This window comes from Acinetobacter geminorum (assembly GCF_013009345.1).
GTDB lineage: Bacteria > Pseudomonadota > Gammaproteobacteria > Pseudomonadales > Moraxellaceae > Acinetobacter > Acinetobacter geminorum.
Genome location: NZ_JABELE010000003.1, coordinates 113,379 through 132,007, shown reverse-complemented (window position 1 = coordinate 132,007; position 18,629 = coordinate 113,379). Strand labels below are relative to the sequence as shown.

Sequence of the window (18,629 nt, the reverse complement as noted above, 5' to 3'; positions counted from 1 at the left end):
ATTTTGCGCTAAGTTCTTTTAGTTTTAACTTCTTCTTATTAAGCTCATTATTACCTTGTCTTATGACAATAACATGACATTTCTCTTTCGATTAATCATTAATTTTCATTTGTTTTAAAAGTATCGGTATAAAGTAGTGCTTAAAAGCATTTTGGGTTAGGCTGTGTGATCTCTCTTTTTGACATGGTCCGATAAAATGTTAAAAATTTATGGAATTAAAAACTGTAACTCAATGAAAAAAGCATTTGATGCCTTGCAAGCTAAAGGGCTTAACTATGATTTTCATGATTATAAAAAACAAGGGATCGATGCAGATACCCTAAAAATTTGGTTAAAAGAAATTGGGCAAGATACCGTTCTTAACAAAAAAGGGACGACTTGGCGCAAGCTTTCAGAAGAAGAACAAAACCGTGCTCTAAGCAGTGAAGAAAACCTCATTGAAGCACTCATTGCTCAACCAAGTTTGATTAAAAGACCTGTTTTAAAAACTCCACAAGGCTTTATTGTAGGTTTCGATGAAACCGCCTATCAAAATATTCAAGCATAAAAAAACGAGCCATTTGGCTCGTTTTTTTATTAAAACTTTTAGTTCGCGCGAATCCATGTTTGGTTACGACCAAGTGCAGAAACGCCAATATAACCACGTAATTTAAGCTTTTTGCCGCCATCGGTTAACTCACCTTTCAGTTTGTAAGTTTTACCTGATTTTGGGTCTAAAATCGTACCGTTTTCATAACTGTTACCACCTACATTTTTTAAATTATGTACAATGGTGACACCTTTAAGCGGTTTGTTTTTGTACGGACCTTCACATTTTGTACAAGCGTTTTCTTCACCTGGTGTCAAAATGCTCTGAATGGTTGCAGTTAAGGTTCCGTCCTTCTGTTCCGTAAATTTCACTACGGCTTTTGGCTTGTTGGTCTGATCATCAATCGTTTTCCATACCGTTCCATTGAGTGAATCAGCCGCATTGGCAAATGCAGCCATACCAATGAGTCCTAAAGCTAAAGCAATCTTTTTCATTTTTGTAATATCCTTGGGTCTTTCAAGATTTTTAGTATTCAGAAGTCGCAAAGATATTGCAATTTTTGAATGTGACTGTTTCGTGTAACCTTGTAATCTTGCAAAATAAAATTTACAAGAAAACAAGAAACTAGCATAAAAATGGATGCTATATGAATATATCAAATGTTTGGAAATATTATTTTACAGAAACTTTTCTTAAAACAACAATTCGCAAGCCAAGCCAGCTAAATTTGCCGGCTACTGCCTTACGCCCTGTGCTTGATCAGATGTGTCGTGCTTTCCCACGACAAAAAAATGTTTCTGTGCGCCCGATTCGACTAGCAGGTATTAAAGGTGAAGAAATCAAGCCGCAAGATTCTGCGACTCAACTAATTTTTCACATTCACGGCGGTGCTTTTTTCCTTGGTAGTGTCAAAACACATCATGCTTTTATGACGGATTTAGCTGCCCGTACTCAAATGCAGATTATCCATGTGGATTATCCTCTTGCACCAGAGCATCCCTACCCTGAGGCAACCGAAGCTCTATACGACATCTATCAGTCTTTAGTGGTCCAAGGCATCCAACCTAAAGATATTATTTTGTCAGGTGATTCATGCGGAGCAAATTTAGCGCTAGCACTTTGCTTACGTTTAAAAGAACAACCTGAGCTCATGCCAAGTGGCCTGATTTTGTTATCTCCATTTTTGGATTTAACACTCACGAGTGAGTCACTCAGATTTAATAAAAAACATGATGCCTTACTCTCTATTGAAGCGCTGCAAACAGGAACTCAATACTATATAGGCAATCATATTGCAGCTGATGACCCACGTGTTTCGCCTATTTTCGATGACTTGCATGGTCTACCGCCCACTTTGGTTCAAGTGGGCTCTAAAGAAATCTTATTAGACGATGCCAAACGTTTTAGAGAGAAAGCCGAAGATGCAGGTGTTAAAGTTCAATTCAAACTTTATACAGGCATGTGGCATAACTTCCAGATGTTTAATGCATGGTTTGATGAGGCTAAACAAGCATTGGCAGATATTGCTGAATTTGCTCACGAACTTGATAAAACTTAATTTATCTATAAATGGTGTGAACAGTGAATAAAACTTTTCACATCATTTTCTTTATAAAAAGTCATCATATATAAAATGAAAATCATGTTATGTTTAAAATATAAATTATTTAAACAATCCAATTTTAGGATGGTCCAACAAAGAGGCATCTATATTTAGGAGCCCTTACTTACTATGAAAAATCGTTTAATCACTCATCCCGTAAATAGAATAAAACAGGTGATAATCGATTTCATCTACAATAATCACATCATCAACTGGACGCCACTACAAAAAAGTGCACTGATGCTCACACTTGCTTGTGCAATGAACTTCAGTTGGATTTTATGGAAAGGCTATATTTTAATTACGCCAAGCGTTTGGCAATGGGCAAATCTGCCTTTAGTTGAATCACAAATCTTGCTCAATTTATTTACTTTATTTTTATTAGGCGCTTTGATAATCCCCTGTTATCGCTACAAAAATGATGAATGGGCTCAAAAAGTTATTCCTTTGATTAGTGTACAGTTCTTTGCACTTATGCTATGCCACGATGGATATTTAATTGGCAGTATCAGTCCAGCCACTATGGTCGGTTATGTAGGTACCATCGGTGTGGGTTTGGTGTTATTCGAGCGGAAAATTGTTTATAGCGCCCTTATACCTGCGACGATTATTTTAACAATATGTACGTATCTAAGCATGAAAGGTGTTTTGCCTTATGCGCCATTATTCAATCTTATTGCTATGCAACGAGCCCAAACTAATCCGTTTTGGTTAGGAAGTATGGCTTTTTTTATTATGCCTATTTTATTGGCCTGTTTTATTTTATTTGAAATATTACTCACCCAATGGCGTCAGCGAGAAACTTATATTCAACGTCTAAGCCAAATCGACCCTTTAACCAATGTATTAAATAGACGTAGTTTAAACACACATTTAGAGTCGCTACACCAACAACAATTTGATTATGCAGTAGTACTTCTTGATATCGATCATTTTAAAAAAATTAATGATATATACGGACATCACCAAGGGGATCAGGTCTTAATCGAAATTGCGCAGTGCCTTTCTGATAATTTGCGCAGTGAGGACATTATTGGTCGATTTGGTGGAGAAGAATTTATTTTATTACTCCCCCACACCGATATTATTCAAGCTGAAAAAATTGCTGAGCGTTGTCGCTGTGCTTTACAAGAATTACCTGTCTGTAGCGCCCAAAATAATCCTATTCATATTAGTGCAAGTTTTGGAATAAGCAGTTCAGCTTTTGCAGAGGACCCTTATCTTGTTATTCGACAGGCTGACCAAGCTCTCTATGCGGTAAAAGCTTCAGGCCGTAATCAGGTACGCACATTTCATCAGACCGAAACTATCAATACCTTATGATTCTTTGAGCTTTGCCAAACTTGCGAGTTGTTGCAAAAGTTCTTGCTGACTAAAAGCACCCGTTAATCGTAAAGCACGAATCTCTTTTTGCTCTGGGCTTAAGAATAAATAGGTCGGTGGTCCTAAAATATTCCATTGTTTAAGTAGCGCTTCATGCGACTGGTCATAATGGCTCAAATCAAGCTTAATTAAATAATATGGCGCAAGAGCAGATTGAACCTCGGGTGCTTTTAAAATACGGTGTTCAATCGGTTGGCAGGCAACACACCAGTCTGCATAGACATCAACCACAATAGCTCGATCAGCAGGTGCTGCCGCTAAAATTTTCTCAAAGTCTGCTGCACTAGTCGCAATATGCCACTCGGCCATATGATTAGAACTTTGCAAGGTTCGATTTTGAATATGTTGATATTGGTTATAGGCTACAAAAGGTGTAACGATTAATAATAAAATCGCGTAGAGCCATTGTAGTTGCCCTTTTTTCCAGAAAAACTGATAAACAGCATAGGCTATAAAAGCGAGGCCTAATACTAAACTAAGTACTTGCATGCCCCAATCTGGTAATAAAGGGCGAATAAAATAAAGACTTAAACCCAACATCAGAAAAGCAAAAATTACTTTAATCTGATGCATCCAGTCACCAGCTTTAGGCAAGAATTTTGCCCCTAAAATACTTGCCAGCAGTAGCGGAATTCCCATTCCAAAACCTAGGCAGAATAAAAGCAAAGCACCTTGCCATTGATTTTGTGTTTGAGAAATAAATAACAAAGTTCCGGCGAGTGGTGCAGTCATACAAGGTCCCACCAAGAGCGCAGAAACGACACCCATAACCCCAGCACCGACCAAAGTGCCGCCTTGTTGCATTGACTGAATACGGTCAAGTCGATTTAACCATGTCTGAGGTAAACGAAGCTCAAACAAACCAAATAAGTTCAGAGCAAAAACAATAAACAGCAAACTAAAAGCAATTAAAGTTGCTGGCTGTTGTAACCAGCGTTGGAAATTTAAACCTGCCGAAGAAGCAATTAAACCCAAGCCTGCATAAACTAATGCCATGCTACACACAAAAGTAAGCGCAATGGTCCAAGCTTTTAAACCTTTATGTTCTCGAATAATCAGCGAAGTTAAAATAGGAAGCATTGGTAAAGAACATGGCGTAAATGCGAGCAACATGCCTAAACCTAAAAATAATAAAACTCCATACCAAAGCGAGTGTTCAATTAACTTAGCAGACCAGATCTGATCTTGCGCAATTTGAGGTGTAGTTGTATCAGCTGCTGTCTCTGTACTCTGCTCTTTTTCTAAAGATTCTGAACCCGAGGAAGTGTCGGATTGTGTATTCGCTAAATCTAGTAATCGTTTTGGCGCTGTTCCTGCTTGGTTTTGCACACCCACCAAGCCATCTGCATCGGTTTGAAATTCAATAGTTTGTGGCGGATAACAAATACGGTCTTTGGCACAGCCCTGCCAAGTCACACTATAGTGCTCTGAAGGCTTTGTTTTAATTTGGAAATTAACTTGATGGTAGTAAACCTGACTTTGCCCATAATTTTCATCATATTGAGCAATCGCTTTAGGTAACTTTAAAGTTAAAGGTTGAGTACCTTGTTGTACAGAAAATTTATGCTGATAGAGATAATAATTTGGCTGAATCTGCCAAGACAAACTCGCAGTATGCGGCTCAGAAGATTCAACCGAAAATGAAAAAGCTTGTTCGGGCGAGAGTAGCTTGTCTTGTGCGGAAACCAACTGGCTAAACACACAAACAGCAACGGCTAGGAAATAAAGAATTCCCTGATGAATAAGCTTTTTCATTAACATAAATTTAAATTGCTTCGATTAGAACAAGAACGCCACGCCTAAGCCACCGTTGTAGCTCTTATCTTGACCCTCTAAATCAACCCCGATACTTGCATCGAGCTGAGTACGATCATTTACAGCGTAGACTAAACCTGTCCCTAAACCATATTCGTAGTCTTGGCTTTCAGCTTTACGGTAAATAAACTCAGAATAACCAGACAACTTACCTGCGATTTTATAATCAATCGTCGGGATTGCAGTTACTGCCCAGTTACTATTTTGTACTTCGTAGCGCATGGTAATTGATGTGCCGACTAAGTCATTATATTTATAAGCGACTGCTGAACTTAGACTATAAATATCGTCATGCGCAGTAAATTCATCATTTCCAGTGGCAATGATCGCTTCAGCTAACACAGCCATTGATAAGTTTTCATCTTTTAGATCAATTGCTTTTTTCAAACCGATACTGACATCACCAAAGCCTGACGTATCATGTTTTTTACCAGCACGTTTAGTTTGAGTCCATGCTGGACCTTGCCAACCTAATTGTAATTCCAAGCCCTCGGCTAAACCGGTACGGAATAACATATCTTCATTTACAGTTACGGTCTTTTCTTTGACGCCATCAACCGTTGACTCTGTATAAGTTGCACTTGGCAAACCTTGTTCCCAAGCCAATTTACCAACTGGAGTAATCCCTGTTCCAAAGCCAGCACCTGGGCGGTCAAAAGAGAACTCTGCAGCAAAAGTACTTCCTGCGGCAACAGTGGTCAAAGCAAAAGTTAAAATTTGAAATGTTCTCATTCTATTATCCAATCAAGTAGTTAGTTCTTTTGACATTTTTGCCCCATGTTGGCGCAATAATTCTAATGTTTCACGCTCTTCTTGAAGCGCTTCTGACCAATCTATTTCATCAAAGTCACAATCAAAGAACAACTGACTGATTGAAGATAAAATAGTGAGTCCCTCTTCATCGCGTGTGTTTGGATCAACTTTTTCATTTAATAAACGTTGGACAGCTGGCGCACATGCCGAGCTTGCCGCATCCCATAACGGACCATAAAACTCTTCTGCATCCCAAAGGTGTACATTCGCTTTGGCTTGAATCAACGCTTCGAGTATATCGAGGTAAACCTGTAATGATTGTTGCTTTTCTTCTTGTGATAGTGGTGTACCAGCTTCATAAGCTTCTGATACATCTTCCCACCATTTAAAAATTCCATCACAAATGATTGATACAGGTGGCCCTTGTTCCGGATCAATAAAGTTCGGATCAAGTCCTTCAGCAAGTAATTTTTGCACTTGCGCGAGTTCTAATTCTTCTATGGCTTTAATTAAAGCTTGCTGCTGGGTGGTTAACATGACCATCTCTCAAAAATATATTAGGGCTATTATGCCTAATCTCTTCTGAAGATTTTAGAGGTTGATTGCATCGCATTGCAAACCTAATGTTGTGAATAGTTTTATTTTCATTAAATATAAAAAAAGCCCCGAAGGGCTTTTTAGGATTTTAAATTAAACTTCATCATCAATGAACTCTGGTTGACCACCTCTCGGGTGTTCCTTTTTCTCAAAAGTATGTTCAAGGCTACGTTTTAATTTTTCAATCGCTCCATGAATTGAAGCATCAATATTTCCTGCTTTATGGTGTACTGCAACTGGTTTCAAACCTGAAGGACGTGCTTCAATCATACAGTGGATATCTTTATCACCACCTTTGTCCCCATTTTCATCACTAAAATGAACCGAGAAATGCGTAATACGTTCGCTATGACGTTGGAATTCTTGAGTAAGTTCTGCACGTACATAAGTAATTAAACGTTCACTGTTATGGATGTTTTTATCTGTGCGGATTTCAATATTCATAAATACCATCCTCTCTTTCTTACTGTGGATCTTTTCTATGCAAAACTTTTTTATGTTGGCATGTTTTAAGCATGCATGAACTGACTTCAATTGTACATTTTGATGGTGTAATGGTTTGTTATCTCCTGACTTAAACGTACTGCTTTTAATTTATTTTGAAGATCTTCATATCTTCAATATCAGTCCATCTATAAAAATATGCAAGCTGATTTTTTAAATTTTTATGAAAAATTGAACAAAAGGAGAGCAATTGTGTCCGAATCTTATCTATCTGGAGCAGAACTTATTGAGCAGATTCAAAAGTCTCCTTATTCACGTGATTTAATCGGTTATCACGGGCAACCGCCACAGGTTAAATGGCCTAACAATGCCAAGGTTGCTGTGCAATTTGTGCTTAATTATGAAGAAGGTGGCGAAAAACATATTGAGCACGGCGATGAGGGCTCAGAACAATTTTTATCAGAGATTATTGGTGCCGCAAGTTACCCAGCTAAACATATGTCAATGGACTCTATGTACGAATATGGTTCACGTGCTGGATTTTGGCGCATTCATAATGAATTCCAAAAGCGCAAACTTCCAATGACCATTTTCGGAGTTGCAATGGCGCTTGCCCGCAATCCTTATATTGTAGAAGCAATTAAGCAAGCTGACTATGATGTTGTTTCACATGGCTACCGCTGGCTTCACTATCAAGATACTGATATTGAAGTCGAAAAGAAGCATATGGAACAAGCTTTAACTGTTTTAGAAAACTTGTTTGAAAATAAAACTATAGGTTGGTACACCGGACGTGACAGCCCTAATACACGTCAGTTACTCGCAGAGTTTCCACAAATACAATATGACTCTGATTATTATGGCGATGACCTACCTTTTTGGACAACGCTTACCGATACTACAGGTGCATCACGCTCTCATCTGATTATTCCTTATACTTTGGAATGTAATGACATGAAGTTCTGCTCACCAGGCGGATTTAATAGTTCAGAACAGTTTTTTCAATATTTGAAAGATAGTTTCGATGTGCTGTATGCAGAGGGAGAAACTGCACCAAAAATGATGTCGATTGGAATGCATTGCCGCATTTTGGGGCGTCCAGGCCGTTTTAAAGCATTACAAAAATTTCTCGACTATATTCAAATGCATGATCGAGTATGGGTATGTCGTCGACAGGAGATTGCCGAACATTGGTATAAAAATCACATAACTAAATAATTGATTTTTAATTTTCAAAATTCATAAGCGAATTAAAACTCGCTATTGGCACTGTTATTGCTAAAACTCCATATCAAGACAACGAGTTTAGGAATAACAGTGTTTTTAGCCGAGTTTAATCAAGCCCCACCAGAACAACTCAAGACTTTGTTAAAAAACTGTGTCCACATTCAAGCATGGGCCGAAAAAATCATCTCAAAACGCCCCTATTCAACAAAAGCATCTCTTTTGGAATATGCAGAACAATTAAGTCAAATGTGGTCATGGCAAGAGATTCAAGCAGCTTTAGCAACTCATCCAAAAATTGGTGAACGCGAAGCTAAAAAACAACTCAATGCAAAAGAGCAAGATTTTTCATCTAAAGAACAAGCTGGCATTTCTTTAGATGAACAAACACAACAAGCTCTGCTGCAAGGTAATCTTGATTATGAGCAAAAGTTTGGCTTTATTTTTTTAATTAAAGCGGCAGGCCTCAGTAGTGATGAAATTTTAAAAAAGCTACATGAAAGACTAAAAAACGACTTAGCTATCGAAAAAACAATTGTACATGAGCAACTCGCAGCGATTGCTCTATTACGTCTATCTCAGGAAATACAAGCATGATCAGCACTCATATTTTAGATACGAATTTAGGCAAACCAGCTGCAGACGTAGAAGTAAAGTTGTTTCATGCAGCAACCCATGAACTGATAGCGACAGCAATCACCAATCAAGATGGTCGAGTGAGTGATTTTGGCATAACAGACTTTGCAGAAGGTGCTTATCAACTTGAATTTGAAATTGCTCCTTATTTTTCATCGCAGCAAGTCAAAACTTTTTTCCCGCGTGTTTGTATCCAATTTTTCATAGAAGACATCAATCAACATTATCACATTCCTTTATTGATCAGCCCATTTGCTTACTCCACTTATCGCGGTAGCTAACTCAGATATAAATAGGAGAAAAATATGAATCATCAGCAAAAAAATGCGATTTCTCCAGAGCATGAATATTTGGGAATTTCCAAAAGTTTTGCTTACGGCTTACAGCATGTGCTGACCATGTATGGTGGCATTGTAGCCCCGCCCTTGATTATTGGAACGGCAGCTGGCTTAAGCTCAGCACAAATCGGAATGTTAATTGCGGCTGCGCTATTTGTAGGTGGATTGGCAACACTGATTCAAACAATCGGTACCAAATATCTAGGCGCAAAATTACCTCTGGTACAGGGTGTATCTTTCGCGGGTGTTGCAACGATGGTCGCCATTATCACTACAGGCGGTGGTTTACCTGCTGTCTACGGCGCGGTCATTGCTGCATCCCTAATTGGACTGTGTCTTGCACCTTATTTTTCTAAAATTATTCGTTTTTTCCCACCTGTTGTGACAGGATGTGTCATCACGATTATTGGTCTATCTTTGTTACCCGTTGCGATTCGCTGGATGATGGGTGGGAACAATAAAGCGCCCGACTGGGGGAGCGTAGAAAATATCTCTTTGGCACTGCTGACCTTAGGCATTGTGATTGTTCTAAATATGCTGCCGCAAGCAGGCATCCGACGCATATCAATTTTGTTGGCTATTGTTACCGGTACTATCCTCGCCTACTTTATGGGTTTTGGTGATTTTAGTCAGGTGAGCTCAGGCGCATGGCTCCAATTTCCACACTTATTTGCATTTGGTTTACCGACTTTCGAGCTCAGCGCTATCTTGTCGATGTTGATCGTCACTTTGGTGATTATGACTGAAACCACAGCCGATATTATTGCTGTCGGAGACATTGTAGGAACTGAGGTAGATGCTAAACGTATCGCCAATGGTGTTCGTGCGGATATGTTTTCTAGTGCTTTTGCCCCTCTCTTTGGTTCATTCATGCAAAGCGCTTTTGCCCAAAATGTTGGACTGGTTGCGATTACAGGTATCAAGAGTCGATTTGTCGTAGCAGCAGGCGGTGTCATTCTGATTATTTTGGGTCTACTACCTATTATGGGTCGTTTAATTGCAGCGATTCCAATGCCCGTACTTGGTGGTGCAGGTTTGGTCTTGTTTGGGTCGGTTGCAGCCAGTGGAATTCGTACTTTGGCAAAGATAGATTATAACGATCAGAAAAATTTGATTATTGTGGCAACCGCTTTATCGGCAGGGATGATCCCAATTATTAACCATGAGTTTTATGCTCATTTCCCGGTTTGGGTACAAACTTTGTTCCATTCAGGCATTAGTTCAACTTGTATCTTTGCTATCTTATTGAATTTATTATTTAATCATTTACCTTCATTTCGCAGCTCACGTACTGCGCATTTAAGCCAAACAATAAACACAAGAAATACTCATTAAAGATTTAGTTTTTAGCGCCCCACTTCGGTGGGCTTTTTTTTAACCGTTGATCAAATTTGGCTTCATTTTTGCTTAAGACCCTGTATCCTTAGCGTGCTTTATTTGGGGGGAGATCATTTAAATGCAATTAAAGCAACTTGCGGCGACTTGTGCCTTGTTATCTGTAACTGCCATGGTTCAGGCGAAACCAATCTGGCAAGATTTTAGTGTGACTGGACTTTATGGCGAAAACTATGAAGTTGTAGATGACAAAGAAACCACGATTACTTTGGAATATGCAGCAAAAGTTAAATACGCTGATGTGTTTTTCTTTATGGACCGCATGCGTGGTGAAAATGACCACAAGAGTACTTACTTCGAGTTATCACCACGCTTAAGTTTAGGCGAAGTGTCTGGTAAAAAACTGTCGTATGGCCCAATCAAAGATGTACTCATTAGTACTACTTGGGAAGGCAATAGTGAAGACGGCAATAACTTCGATAACTTCCTTTATGGTTTTGCAGTTGATTTAGATATCCCATATTTCCAATATGCAAATTTAAACTTCTACCGTGCAAATAATGAGAACATTGACGACGATTATCAAATGACATTCGTTTATGGTATTCCATTAAAATTAGGATCTGAAGATTTCTTGGTAGATGGTTTCCTTGACTGGTCAACTGCTGAAGGCGACCATGCGAGCGAGTTAAACTGGACAACTCAGTGGAAATGGAATGTAGGTAAACACATTTCTCCCGATACACGTCTATACCTAGGTATCGAGCACTCAGTGTGGAATAACAAATTTGGTATTAAAGGTGCCGACGAAAATAACGTTAGTGCCTTGGTTAAATACCACTTCTAAAATCCAAATTTAGAAGATAAAACAGCAAGGAAAGTTCCTTGCTGTTTTTGTTTTTAATCAAGTGGATTACCCACAATATTACTAATAATCCCCTGCATAATATGCCCACCTTGTTCACGACGTAATTCTTCATACCATGCTTGTGTAACCGCTTCATCTTTCATATGTGTCACATCACAACGTTTGCGTGCGCGAAGCACCAATTCATTGGCACGTTCATTGCGCTTGTTTTGATAACGTCGCAAAGCATCTTCTTGCCCCAAAGTATTAATTTGCAGAGAACGCGCTAAATAAATCGCATCTTCCATAGCTTGGCAGCCGCCTTGCCCAATATCAGGTGTCGTGCTATGTGCAGCATCACCCAAAATCACCACGCGACCTTTATAAAATTGAGTGAACGGTTCAATATCATGTATTTCTACTCGATTGGTCTTTTGCGGGTCTAAGCGTTCAATAAGCTGCTGTACGGGTTGACACCAATCAGCAAAATATTGTTTTAAAAGTTTTTTATATTCATCTCGATTATTATCCAACCCTGCTGGTAAAGGGACATCTAAAAAGAAATAGAACTTTCCATCTGCAACTGGCATTAAAGAAGCTCGCTTGCCTTCCCCCACATAAGTCGTCCATTGCTGGGCTGGAGCTAAATCTTCAGAGATCTCAACCAAACCATTCCAGTTTACATAACCTGCGTAACGGCGCTGCACTTGCTGCCCCAACACATAGGTCCGTGTAAGTGAGTGAGTCCCATCAGCCCCAATTAATAGATCAGCGTGCGTTGAGCTACCATCTGCAAAATGAACCTCGACATAATCAGCTTTGTCTTCAAGGCTGACCATTTTTTTACCTAAATAAATCTGATCACGACCAAATTCATCCATTAACATATTTTGTAAATCAGCACGTGCAACCGGATAAGGTCGTTGGCCCACTTCTTCAATTAATGGCAGTAAACTGAATTGTGTCATCACATCTCCAGTTAAACCATCCACATAGGCCAAATCATCCATTTGTCCACCAAGTTTGGCGATTTTGTCAGTTAATCCCAGATAGTTCAGACATTTCACACCATTCGACCACAGCGAAATTGCCGCGCCGACAGGAAGAATTTTTTCAGTTTGCTCAAAAATGCGAACTTGGTGACCAAATTTCTTTAATGCAATGCCTGTGGTTAGACCTCCCATTCCTGCACCAATAATCACCACATTCATAACACTCTCCTATAGATATTCACCTATAGGGTGCTTATGCTAAAAACATGCCATCGTTCAAAATTTATTTAGCTTTTCCACAAAACTGGCATGCACCATGCTTATATATTTATGTATAAAACTCGACTTGGCACGCTCCGTGTTAGCGCAGTTTTAAATGAAAAATCATGTTTTTAACAAGAAATACGGATACTCCACTATGGCAACATTGCACGCTCCAGCTTTTGAACTTCCTGAGATTTTGAATACGAAAACCAATTTGGCAGATGCCCGAATTGGTGCACAAGTCATTGAGTGTTCAGATGATTTCTTTGCAGAAGCAAAGCGTATGCTGCAATTTGATGCACCTATTTTTGTTGAAGATAAATTTGATGACAACGGCAAATGGATGGACGGATGGGAAACGCGCCGTAAACGTCACGCAGGCTATGATTGGTGTATCGTGAAGTTAGGTGTAAGTGGAAAAATCACTGCACTTGATATTGATACCAGCTTTTTTACAGGAAATTATCCTGCATCTGCATCATTAGAAGCATGTTATGCACCAAATGGGGACCTGTCAGGGGCAAAATGGGAGAATGTTTTAGGAAATACTGAACTAGGCCCAAGCCAGCATCATATTTTTATGGTCAATAATGATGCACTTTTCACTCATATACGCCTTAATATTTTCCCAGATGGCGGTATTGCCCGTTTACGTGTCTATGGTGATGTTCATATTCAGGTAACTGACAGCGAACAAACTCTCGATTTATTGGCTCTTGAAAATGGTGGCCGCGTAGTTGCCTATAGTGATGCTCATTTTGGACACCCGCGTAATTTGATTAATCCAGGCCGTGGCGTCAACATGGGCGATGGGTGGGAAACCAAACGCCGCCGTGCACCGGGTTATGACTGGTGTATTCTTGCGTTGGGTAAAAGCGGAAAAATTGAAAAACTTGAAATTGATACAGCTCATTTTAAAGGGAACTTTCCTGCTCAAGTATCTATTCAGGCGGTTTACCTCGAAAATGCAACCGATGCACAGTTAATTCCTCAAAGTATGTTTTGGTCTTACTTACTAGAAGCCCAACCTATGCAAATGGATCATATTCATGAATATGTGAATGAGATTTTACAACATGAAAAAATCTCGCATATTCGTATTAACATGATTCCAGATGGTGGTATTAGCCGTGTTCGTTTATGGGGAAAAATTGCCAAGTCATGAATAATGTCCATATTCAGCCCTTAACCATTGAGAACTTTCAGCCCTTCGGAGAAGTTATTTGTTGTGACGGGCATGACTTTTTTCATATTAATGATGCACACACCGAGCGCTACCACGCGCTCGTTGAAACAGAAATTGAAGGTGAAGCAAAAGCAGGAATTAGTATTTTTCGTAATATTAAGGCCAGTGTTTTGCCTTTAGAAATTTCGATGCTAGAGCGCCATCCGAAAGGCTCTCAGGCATTTATTCCATTACAACAGCAAAAGTTCTTAATTATTGTGGCACCTACTTTGGATGAAAATACTCCCGATATTTCAAAATTATGTGCATTTGTTTCAAATGGAAAACAAAGCATAAATTATCGGGCAGGCACATGGCATCATCCTTTGCTGACCTTTGAAGCACCAAGTGATTTTGCAGTAGTAGATCGAATTGGAGGTGGAGCGAATTGCGATATTTTTCAATTCCCACAGGCTATAAAAATTACGACCTAAATTAAAATATACAGATCTATCTAATTTAATGATCTAAACCTTAATAGCAGGAATCGTTGTGGTGATTTCTAACAATCTTAGGTTTATATAAAAAATCCCCGTCAATTGAACGGGGATTTTTTCATTTTTCTAAACAGTAATATCAGCTAAGTTACCCTTCTGTTCAAGCCACTGCTTACGATCTGCCGAACGCTTTTTCGCAAGCAACTTGTCGAGTAAACCTGCCGTTAAGTGAACATCATCTAGGTCAAGCTGAACTAAACGACGCGTGTTCGGATCCATAGTCGTTTCACGTAATTGAATCGCGTTCATCTCACCCAACCCTTTGAATCGGGTAATTTGCGGATTTCGATTGCCTTTAACATTTTTCAAAATAGCTTCAAGCTCATCATCATCAAGCGCGTAATAGACATCTTTACCAATATCGATACGGAACAATGGTGGCATCGCCACATACAAATGCCCTTCTTCAACCAATGCTGGAAAGTGTTTAACGAATAAGGCGCATAATAAGGTCGCAATGTGTAAACCGTCAGAATCGGCATCGGCTAAAATACAAATTTTGCCGTAACGTAGTTCAGATAAATCATCACTGCCCGGGTCTACCCCGATGGCAATCGCAATGTCGTGAACCTCTTGAGAAGCGAGTACTTCATCAGAAGAAACTTCCCATGTGTTTAAGATTTTTCCACGAATTGGCATGATCGCCTGAAAGTTTTTATCGCGCGCTTGCTTGGCACTACCACCTGCTGAGTCACCCTCGACAATAAATAATTCACTGTCCTCACGTGTTTGGCCAACACAGTCTGCCAACTTACCCGGCAATGCAGGGCCGGAAACAATTTTTTTACGTTCGACTTTCTTTGCTGCTTTTAAACGACGACCTGCTTTAGAAATCGCCATTTCAGCCAGTTGCATCGCGATTTCAGCATGTTGGTTTAGCCAGAGTGAAAAAGCATCTTTAGCAATATTTAAAACAATATTTGATGCTTCACGACTCGAAAGACGCTCTTTGGTTTGACCTGAAAACTGCGGCTCTTGGAACTTGAGCGACAAGATATAGTTCACGCCATCCCAAACATCTTCTGCCGAGAGTTTAAGATTACGCGGTAACAAGTTACGTAACTCACAGAATTCACGTAACGCCTCAGTAACCCCAGAGCGTAAACCGTTCACATGAGTACCGCCTTGTGCGGTCGGAATTAAGTTGACATAACTTTCTTGAACCTGTTCACCGCCTTCCACATTCCAACAAATCGCAAATTCACAAGCCGCACGGTCTGCCTGACCACTGCTCACAAATGCAGGATTTGGCAAGATTTCGCGGTCTTGTAATTCATCCATCAAATAATCGACGAGGCCATTTTCAAATTGCCACTCGATTTTTTCATCATTAATTTGATCGATATAAATAATTTTTAAGCCAGCCGCTAAAACAGCTTTGGCTTTTAAATTGTGTTTCAGTGCTTTTAACGCAAATTTTGGACTATCAAAATATTTAGCTTCTGGCCAAAAATGTACAGTTGTACCTGTCGCACGTTTTGGTGCTTTACCCTCAAGAACAGCTAAAGGTGCTACTGGTTCACCCTGCTCAAAGGCCATTTGGTATAGGTTACCCTGACGTTGAACTTCGACCTCAACCCGTGTTGATAAAGCGTTTACAACGGAAATGCCCACACCATGTAAACCACCCGAAAACTGATAGTTATCGGTGCTGAATTTACCACCAGCATGGAGCTTGGTTAGAATAATTTCGATACCACTTTGTCCATATTCAGGATGTATATCGACTGGCATACCACGGCCGTTATCTTCAACAGACAATGAACCATCTTTATAAACCGTGACACAGATTTTGTCGGCATGACCAGCTAATGCTTCATCAACAGCATTATCAATAACTTCTTGGGCTAAATGGTTAGGTCGAGTCGTATCGGTATACATCCCCGGACGACGACGAACAGGGTCTAAACCGGAAAGAACTTCAAGCGATTGAGCCGTATATTGTGTCACGTTGTACGTTTTCCTTATTTGATGGTGTGCGCAAAGAATTCGATCACTAAGGGTAATTTTTCTTCAAAATCTTCCATGGCATGATTGCCATGAGCATCCGTCAAAATCAATGAGGATGGTGTTGCAGCACTATAATAGCGTTGTGCTTGACGATAATCCAAAATTTCGTCGCCTTGTTGCAACAAGACGAGTATTTTGTCAGCATTTTCAGGCTGTTTCAGTTCCAGTTGTTCTAACTGTCGTAACTGAACATGATCAATTGACCATTGATCGTTCACCTTATAAGGCATGCTTTCAACTTGAAATAACTCATCAAACAGCTTCCATGGTTGCATAGCAGGGTTAATCAGTACAGCCGGAATATTATATTTCGCGACAAAATATGTCGCAAAAAACCCGCCAAGGCTACTACCGACTAAGGCTACATCTTGTAAAGACTCTATCAGCTCTGAAACTTGCTCAACCACTAGATCAGGAGATCTATTTAAATCTGGCAAATGCACATTTATGCCCAATTCGCTACAATACTGTCTAAGACTCAGCCCTTTAATTGAAAGAGAGCTACTATTAAAACCATGGAGGTAGATAATATTCATATATTTCCCTCTAAATTGAGACTAATTTCACAATTTTGTTCTCAGTTTGTATAGAAAAGCACAATTGTTAGACAAGAAAAACCACTCAACTAACCATTCATCAGTATTTTAAAAAAATGTGTTATTTAAACTACTAAGATGGAAACGTTTACTGCCGTTGATAAAAAGTACAGCTTAAAACGTCGGTTATAACGTATATGGGGAAAAGATATGCCGAGCTTAACACCACTACATGAAACTTATTGTAAATGGGATCGTACGCCACCTAGTCAGGCAGACGTACTAGAAGGTTTAGCTCAACTGTTCAGCACCAGCTTAAATGGTGTACATGAATTCATACAAGTTATTAATATTGAAGTCTTAAAAAATGCTTTTGGTATTAGCACACAAAACGCTAAAAACTTTCAAAAACGACCATTTGTGCAAAAGGCATATCAATTTTCTTATGGCGCTTTACAAAAATATGGTCGTTATTTTTTAGCGCCCGGTTTGCGTCGCATTATTGAAAAATATCCAACACTTCACGAAAAACCACTCACCCCAAGCCTACATTTTTTGGTAGGAATTTTGAATGGTGTTTTTGGGGATTACCTACTCAAGCAACATAGTCCTCTCGCTCTACCAATAGTGTTATACGATCACTACGGAGCTATACAGCAAGGTGAGCTTGCAGGCCGTATTGTAATTATGGTTCATGGTTTGTGTATGAATCATCTGACTTGGTCAAACGCCCATTACGGTGGTATTGGGGAACGTCTGTTAGCCCAGCGTGACCATAACACCATGCTGTATTTAAATTACAATACAGGGCGACGTATTTCAGCCAATGGTCGCAGCTTCTCAAATTTATTAGAAGATCTCGTAAAAAATAATCCAAGAATTACCAGCATTGATGTGATTGGCCATAGTATGGGCGGACTGGTTTCCCGTAGTGCCTTGTTTTATGGCAAACAAAATATGTATCAATGGATCCATATGGTCGAGAATCTAGTCTGTATTGGCTCTCCACATCATGGGGCAGTTTTAGAGCGCTTTGGCTTTACCATACAAGATAAACTTGGGGCTTTCCCTTTTGTCGGCTTACTCGGTCAACTGGTTAATATTCGGAGTAATGGTATTTTAGACCTACGCCACGGCAGCGTTCGTGATGATGATTGGGAACATATGGATGCCCGTATTGGCATGATGGATGATAACCGTGCGCCTGCTCCGCTACCTTCCCATATCAACACCTTTTTAGTAGCAGGGACCTTAGAATTTGAAAAGGTGCGCAATAAAGCGTTAACAGTAATTGGTGACTACTTAGTGAGTGTAAAAAGTGCACTCGGCGAACATCCTAATCCACGTTTTCAGCTTAAAGTTCCAGACTCGCATAAAGCCGTGTTTTATGGTTTAAATCACTTTGAGATTCAGTATCACTCGAGTGTTGCGGAACAGATTACTCGTTGGTTATATCCTCATGTGAATGATTATGTGCAAGAAGGTATTCAAACCCATATTATTGATATGCCGAACTATAAGCTCGAAGATTTAGAAGGAATTGTAGAGACGTAAAAAAAGCCCAACTTTTGTTGGGCTTTTTTATAGAATCTGAAATATTT

Annotated in this window: 19 protein-coding genes; 11 read left to right on the top strand and 8 right to left on the bottom strand. The window is 39.5% G+C overall.

What is annotated here, in order from left to right:
* Positions 1-196 precede the first annotated feature (196 nt).
* Positions 197-547 carry an arsenate reductase gene (locus tag HJG58_RS03990; RefSeq protein ID WP_068564562.1) on the top strand — a complete coding sequence of 117 codons (351 nt, stop codon included), beginning with the start codon at positions 197-199 and terminating at the stop codon, positions 545-547.
* A 38-nt stretch (positions 548-585) separates the two neighbouring features.
* Here the strand turns inward: HJG58_RS03990 and HJG58_RS03985 are convergent, their stop codons facing one another.
* Positions 586-1,023 (bottom strand): DUF2147 domain-containing protein, encoded by a 438-nt coding sequence (locus HJG58_RS03985; RefSeq protein WP_005066784.1) that lies wholly within the window; start codon positions 1,021-1,023, stop codon positions 586-588.
* Between the two features lie 152 nt (positions 1,024-1,175).
* Here HJG58_RS03985 and HJG58_RS03980 point away from each other — a divergent pair, with 152 nt between their 5' ends.
* On the top strand, positions 1,176-2,087 hold the full coding sequence (locus HJG58_RS03980; RefSeq protein WP_004790086.1) for an alpha/beta hydrolase: 912 nt from the start codon (positions 1,176-1,178) through the stop codon (positions 2,085-2,087).
* Between the two features lie 174 nt (positions 2,088-2,261).
* Positions 2,262-3,455 carry a GGDEF domain-containing protein gene (locus HJG58_RS03975; RefSeq protein WP_216076501.1) on the top strand — a complete coding sequence of 398 codons (1,194 nt, stop codon included), beginning with the start codon at positions 2,262-2,264 and terminating at the stop codon, positions 3,453-3,455.
* Here the strand turns inward: HJG58_RS03975 and dsbD are convergent.
* The 4 genes from dsbD to HJG58_RS03955 form a co-directional block, all read right to left on the bottom strand.
* Entirely contained in the window at positions 3,450-5,276 is a 1,827-nt protein-coding gene (gene dsbD, locus HJG58_RS03970) for a protein-disulfide reductase DsbD (protein ID WP_170248003.1), read from the bottom strand. The two genes, HJG58_RS03975 and dsbD, sit on opposite strands and share 6 nt — an antisense overlap.
* Positions 5,277-5,294: 18 nt before the next feature.
* Positions 5,295-6,062, bottom strand: a complete 768-nt coding sequence (locus tag HJG58_RS03965; protein WP_086266276.1) for a transporter — start codon at positions 6,060-6,062, stop codon at positions 5,295-5,297.
* Between the two features lie 12 nt (positions 6,063-6,074).
* The gene (locus tag HJG58_RS03960; protein WP_032062527.1) at positions 6,075-6,620 is read right to left on the bottom strand and encodes an ankyrin repeat domain-containing protein; all 546 of its coding nucleotides are present in this window, start codon (positions 6,618-6,620) and stop codon (positions 6,075-6,077) included.
* A 153-nt stretch (positions 6,621-6,773) separates the two neighbouring features.
* Entirely contained in the window at positions 6,774-7,124 is a 351-nt protein-coding gene (locus tag HJG58_RS03955; RefSeq protein ID WP_001019316.1) for an HPF/RaiA family ribosome-associated protein, read from the bottom strand.
* Between the two features lie 252 nt (positions 7,125-7,376).
* Between HJG58_RS03955 and puuE the strand changes: the two genes are divergently transcribed.
* The 5 genes from puuE (at position 7,377) to HJG58_RS03930 (ending at position 11,504) form a co-directional block, all read left to right on the top strand.
* Positions 7,377-8,342 (top strand): allantoinase PuuE, encoded by a 966-nt coding sequence (puuE, locus tag HJG58_RS03950; protein WP_199964051.1) that lies wholly within the window; start codon positions 7,377-7,379, stop codon positions 8,340-8,342.
* A gap of 99 nt (positions 8,343-8,441) precedes the next feature.
* Positions 8,442-8,945, top strand: a complete 504-nt coding sequence (gene uraD / locus HJG58_RS03945; protein WP_002121920.1) for a 2-oxo-4-hydroxy-4-carboxy-5-ureidoimidazoline decarboxylase — start codon at positions 8,442-8,444, stop codon at positions 8,943-8,945.
* On the top strand, positions 8,942-9,265 hold the full coding sequence (gene uraH, locus HJG58_RS03940) for a hydroxyisourate hydrolase (protein WP_130173110.1): 324 nt from the start codon (positions 8,942-8,944) through the stop codon (positions 9,263-9,265). The genes uraD and uraH overlap by 4 nt, the downstream gene beginning before the upstream one ends.
* A gap of 24 nt (positions 9,266-9,289) precedes the next feature.
* Positions 9,290-10,657, top strand: a complete 1,368-nt coding sequence (locus tag HJG58_RS03935; RefSeq protein WP_170248002.1) for a nucleobase:cation symporter-2 family protein — start codon at positions 9,290-9,292, stop codon at positions 10,655-10,657.
* 121 nt (positions 10,658-10,778) lie between these two features.
* Positions 10,779-11,504 carry an outer membrane protein OmpK gene (locus HJG58_RS03930; protein WP_086266279.1) on the top strand — a complete coding sequence of 242 codons (726 nt, stop codon included), beginning with the start codon at positions 10,779-10,781 and terminating at the stop codon, positions 11,502-11,504.
* Positions 11,505-11,557: 53 nt separating this feature from the next.
* Here HJG58_RS03930 and hpxO read toward each other — a convergent pair whose 3' ends face one another.
* Positions 11,558-12,715 carry an FAD-dependent urate hydroxylase HpxO gene (gene hpxO / locus HJG58_RS03925; RefSeq protein WP_170248001.1) on the bottom strand — a complete coding sequence of 386 codons (1,158 nt, stop codon included), beginning with the start codon at positions 12,713-12,715 and terminating at the stop codon, positions 11,558-11,560.
* 199 nt (positions 12,716-12,914) lie between these two features.
* Between hpxO and alc the strand changes: the two genes are divergently transcribed.
* Positions 12,915-13,925, top strand: coding sequence for an allantoicase (gene alc / locus HJG58_RS03920; protein WP_170248000.1), 1,011 nt, complete (start codon positions 12,915-12,917; stop codon positions 13,923-13,925).
* Complete coding sequence (locus HJG58_RS03915) at positions 13,901-14,419, top strand: ureidoglycolate lyase (protein WP_170247999.1); 519 nt, start codon at positions 13,901-13,903, stop codon at positions 14,417-14,419. The genes alc and HJG58_RS03915 overlap by 25 nt, the downstream gene beginning before the upstream one ends.
* A gap of 129 nt (positions 14,420-14,548) precedes the next feature.
* Here the strand turns inward: HJG58_RS03915 and parE are convergent, their stop codons facing one another.
* Together parE and HJG58_RS03905 are read right to left on the bottom strand one after the other, a co-directional pair.
* Positions 14,549-16,432 (bottom strand): DNA topoisomerase IV subunit B, encoded by a 1,884-nt coding sequence (gene parE, locus HJG58_RS03910; RefSeq protein ID WP_086266283.1) that lies wholly within the window; start codon positions 16,430-16,432, stop codon positions 14,549-14,551.
* A gap of 14 nt (positions 16,433-16,446) precedes the next feature.
* Positions 16,447-17,028 carry a YqiA/YcfP family alpha/beta fold hydrolase gene (locus tag HJG58_RS03905; RefSeq protein WP_170247998.1) on the bottom strand — a complete coding sequence of 194 codons (582 nt, stop codon included), beginning with the start codon at positions 17,026-17,028 and terminating at the stop codon, positions 16,447-16,449.
* Positions 17,029-17,238: 210 nt separating this feature from the next.
* On the opposite strand from HJG58_RS03905, the gene HJG58_RS03900 reads away from it, so the two are divergent.
* The gene (locus tag HJG58_RS03900) at positions 17,239-18,582 is read left to right on the top strand and encodes a PGAP1-like alpha/beta domain-containing protein (RefSeq protein WP_170247997.1); all 1,344 of its coding nucleotides are present in this window, start codon (positions 17,239-17,241) and stop codon (positions 18,580-18,582) included.
* The last annotated feature ends 47 nt before the right edge of the window (positions 18,583-18,629 follow it).

Coding starts and splice junctions, on each gene's coding strand:
- HJG58_RS03990 (WP_068564562.1), top strand. CDS start 197: ATGTTAAAAATTTATGGAATTAAAAACTGTAACTCAATGAAAAAAGCA.
- HJG58_RS03985 (WP_005066784.1), bottom strand. CDS start 1,023: ATGAAAAAGATTGCTTTAGCTTTAGGACTCATTGGTATGGCTGCATTT.
- HJG58_RS03980 (WP_004790086.1), top strand. CDS start 1,176: ATGAATATATCAAATGTTTGGAAATATTATTTTACAGAAACTTTTCTT.
- HJG58_RS03975 (WP_216076501.1), top strand. CDS start 2,262: ATGAAAAATCGTTTAATCACTCATCCCGTAAATAGAATAAAACAGGTG.
- dsbD (WP_170248003.1), bottom strand. CDS start 5,276: ATGTTAATGAAAAAGCTTATTCATCAGGGAATTCTTTATTTCCTAGCC.
- HJG58_RS03965 (WP_086266276.1), bottom strand. CDS start 6,062: ATGAGAACATTTCAAATTTTAACTTTTGCTTTGACCACTGTTGCCGCA.
- HJG58_RS03960 (WP_032062527.1), bottom strand. CDS start 6,620: ATGTTAACCACCCAGCAGCAAGCTTTAATTAAAGCCATAGAAGAATTA.
- HJG58_RS03955 (WP_001019316.1), bottom strand. CDS start 7,124: ATGAATATTGAAATCCGCACAGATAAAAACATCCATAACAGTGAACGT.
- uraH (WP_130173110.1), top strand. CDS start 8,942: ATGATCAGCACTCATATTTTAGATACGAATTTAGGCAAACCAGCTGCA.
- HJG58_RS03935 (WP_170248002.1), top strand. CDS start 9,290: ATGAATCATCAGCAAAAAAATGCGATTTCTCCAGAGCATGAATATTTG.
- HJG58_RS03930 (WP_086266279.1), top strand. CDS start 10,779: ATGCAATTAAAGCAACTTGCGGCGACTTGTGCCTTGTTATCTGTAACT.
- hpxO (WP_170248001.1), bottom strand. CDS start 12,715: ATGAATGTGGTGATTATTGGTGCAGGAATGGGAGGTCTAACCACAGGC.
- alc (WP_170248000.1), top strand. CDS start 12,915: ATGGCAACATTGCACGCTCCAGCTTTTGAACTTCCTGAGATTTTGAAT.
- HJG58_RS03915 (WP_170247999.1), top strand. CDS start 13,901: ATGGGGAAAAATTGCCAAGTCATGAATAATGTCCATATTCAGCCCTTA.
- HJG58_RS03905 (WP_170247998.1), bottom strand. CDS start 17,028: ATGAATATTATCTACCTCCATGGTTTTAATAGTAGCTCTCTTTCAATT.
- HJG58_RS03900 (WP_170247997.1), top strand. CDS start 17,239: ATGCCGAGCTTAACACCACTACATGAAACTTATTGTAAATGGGATCGT.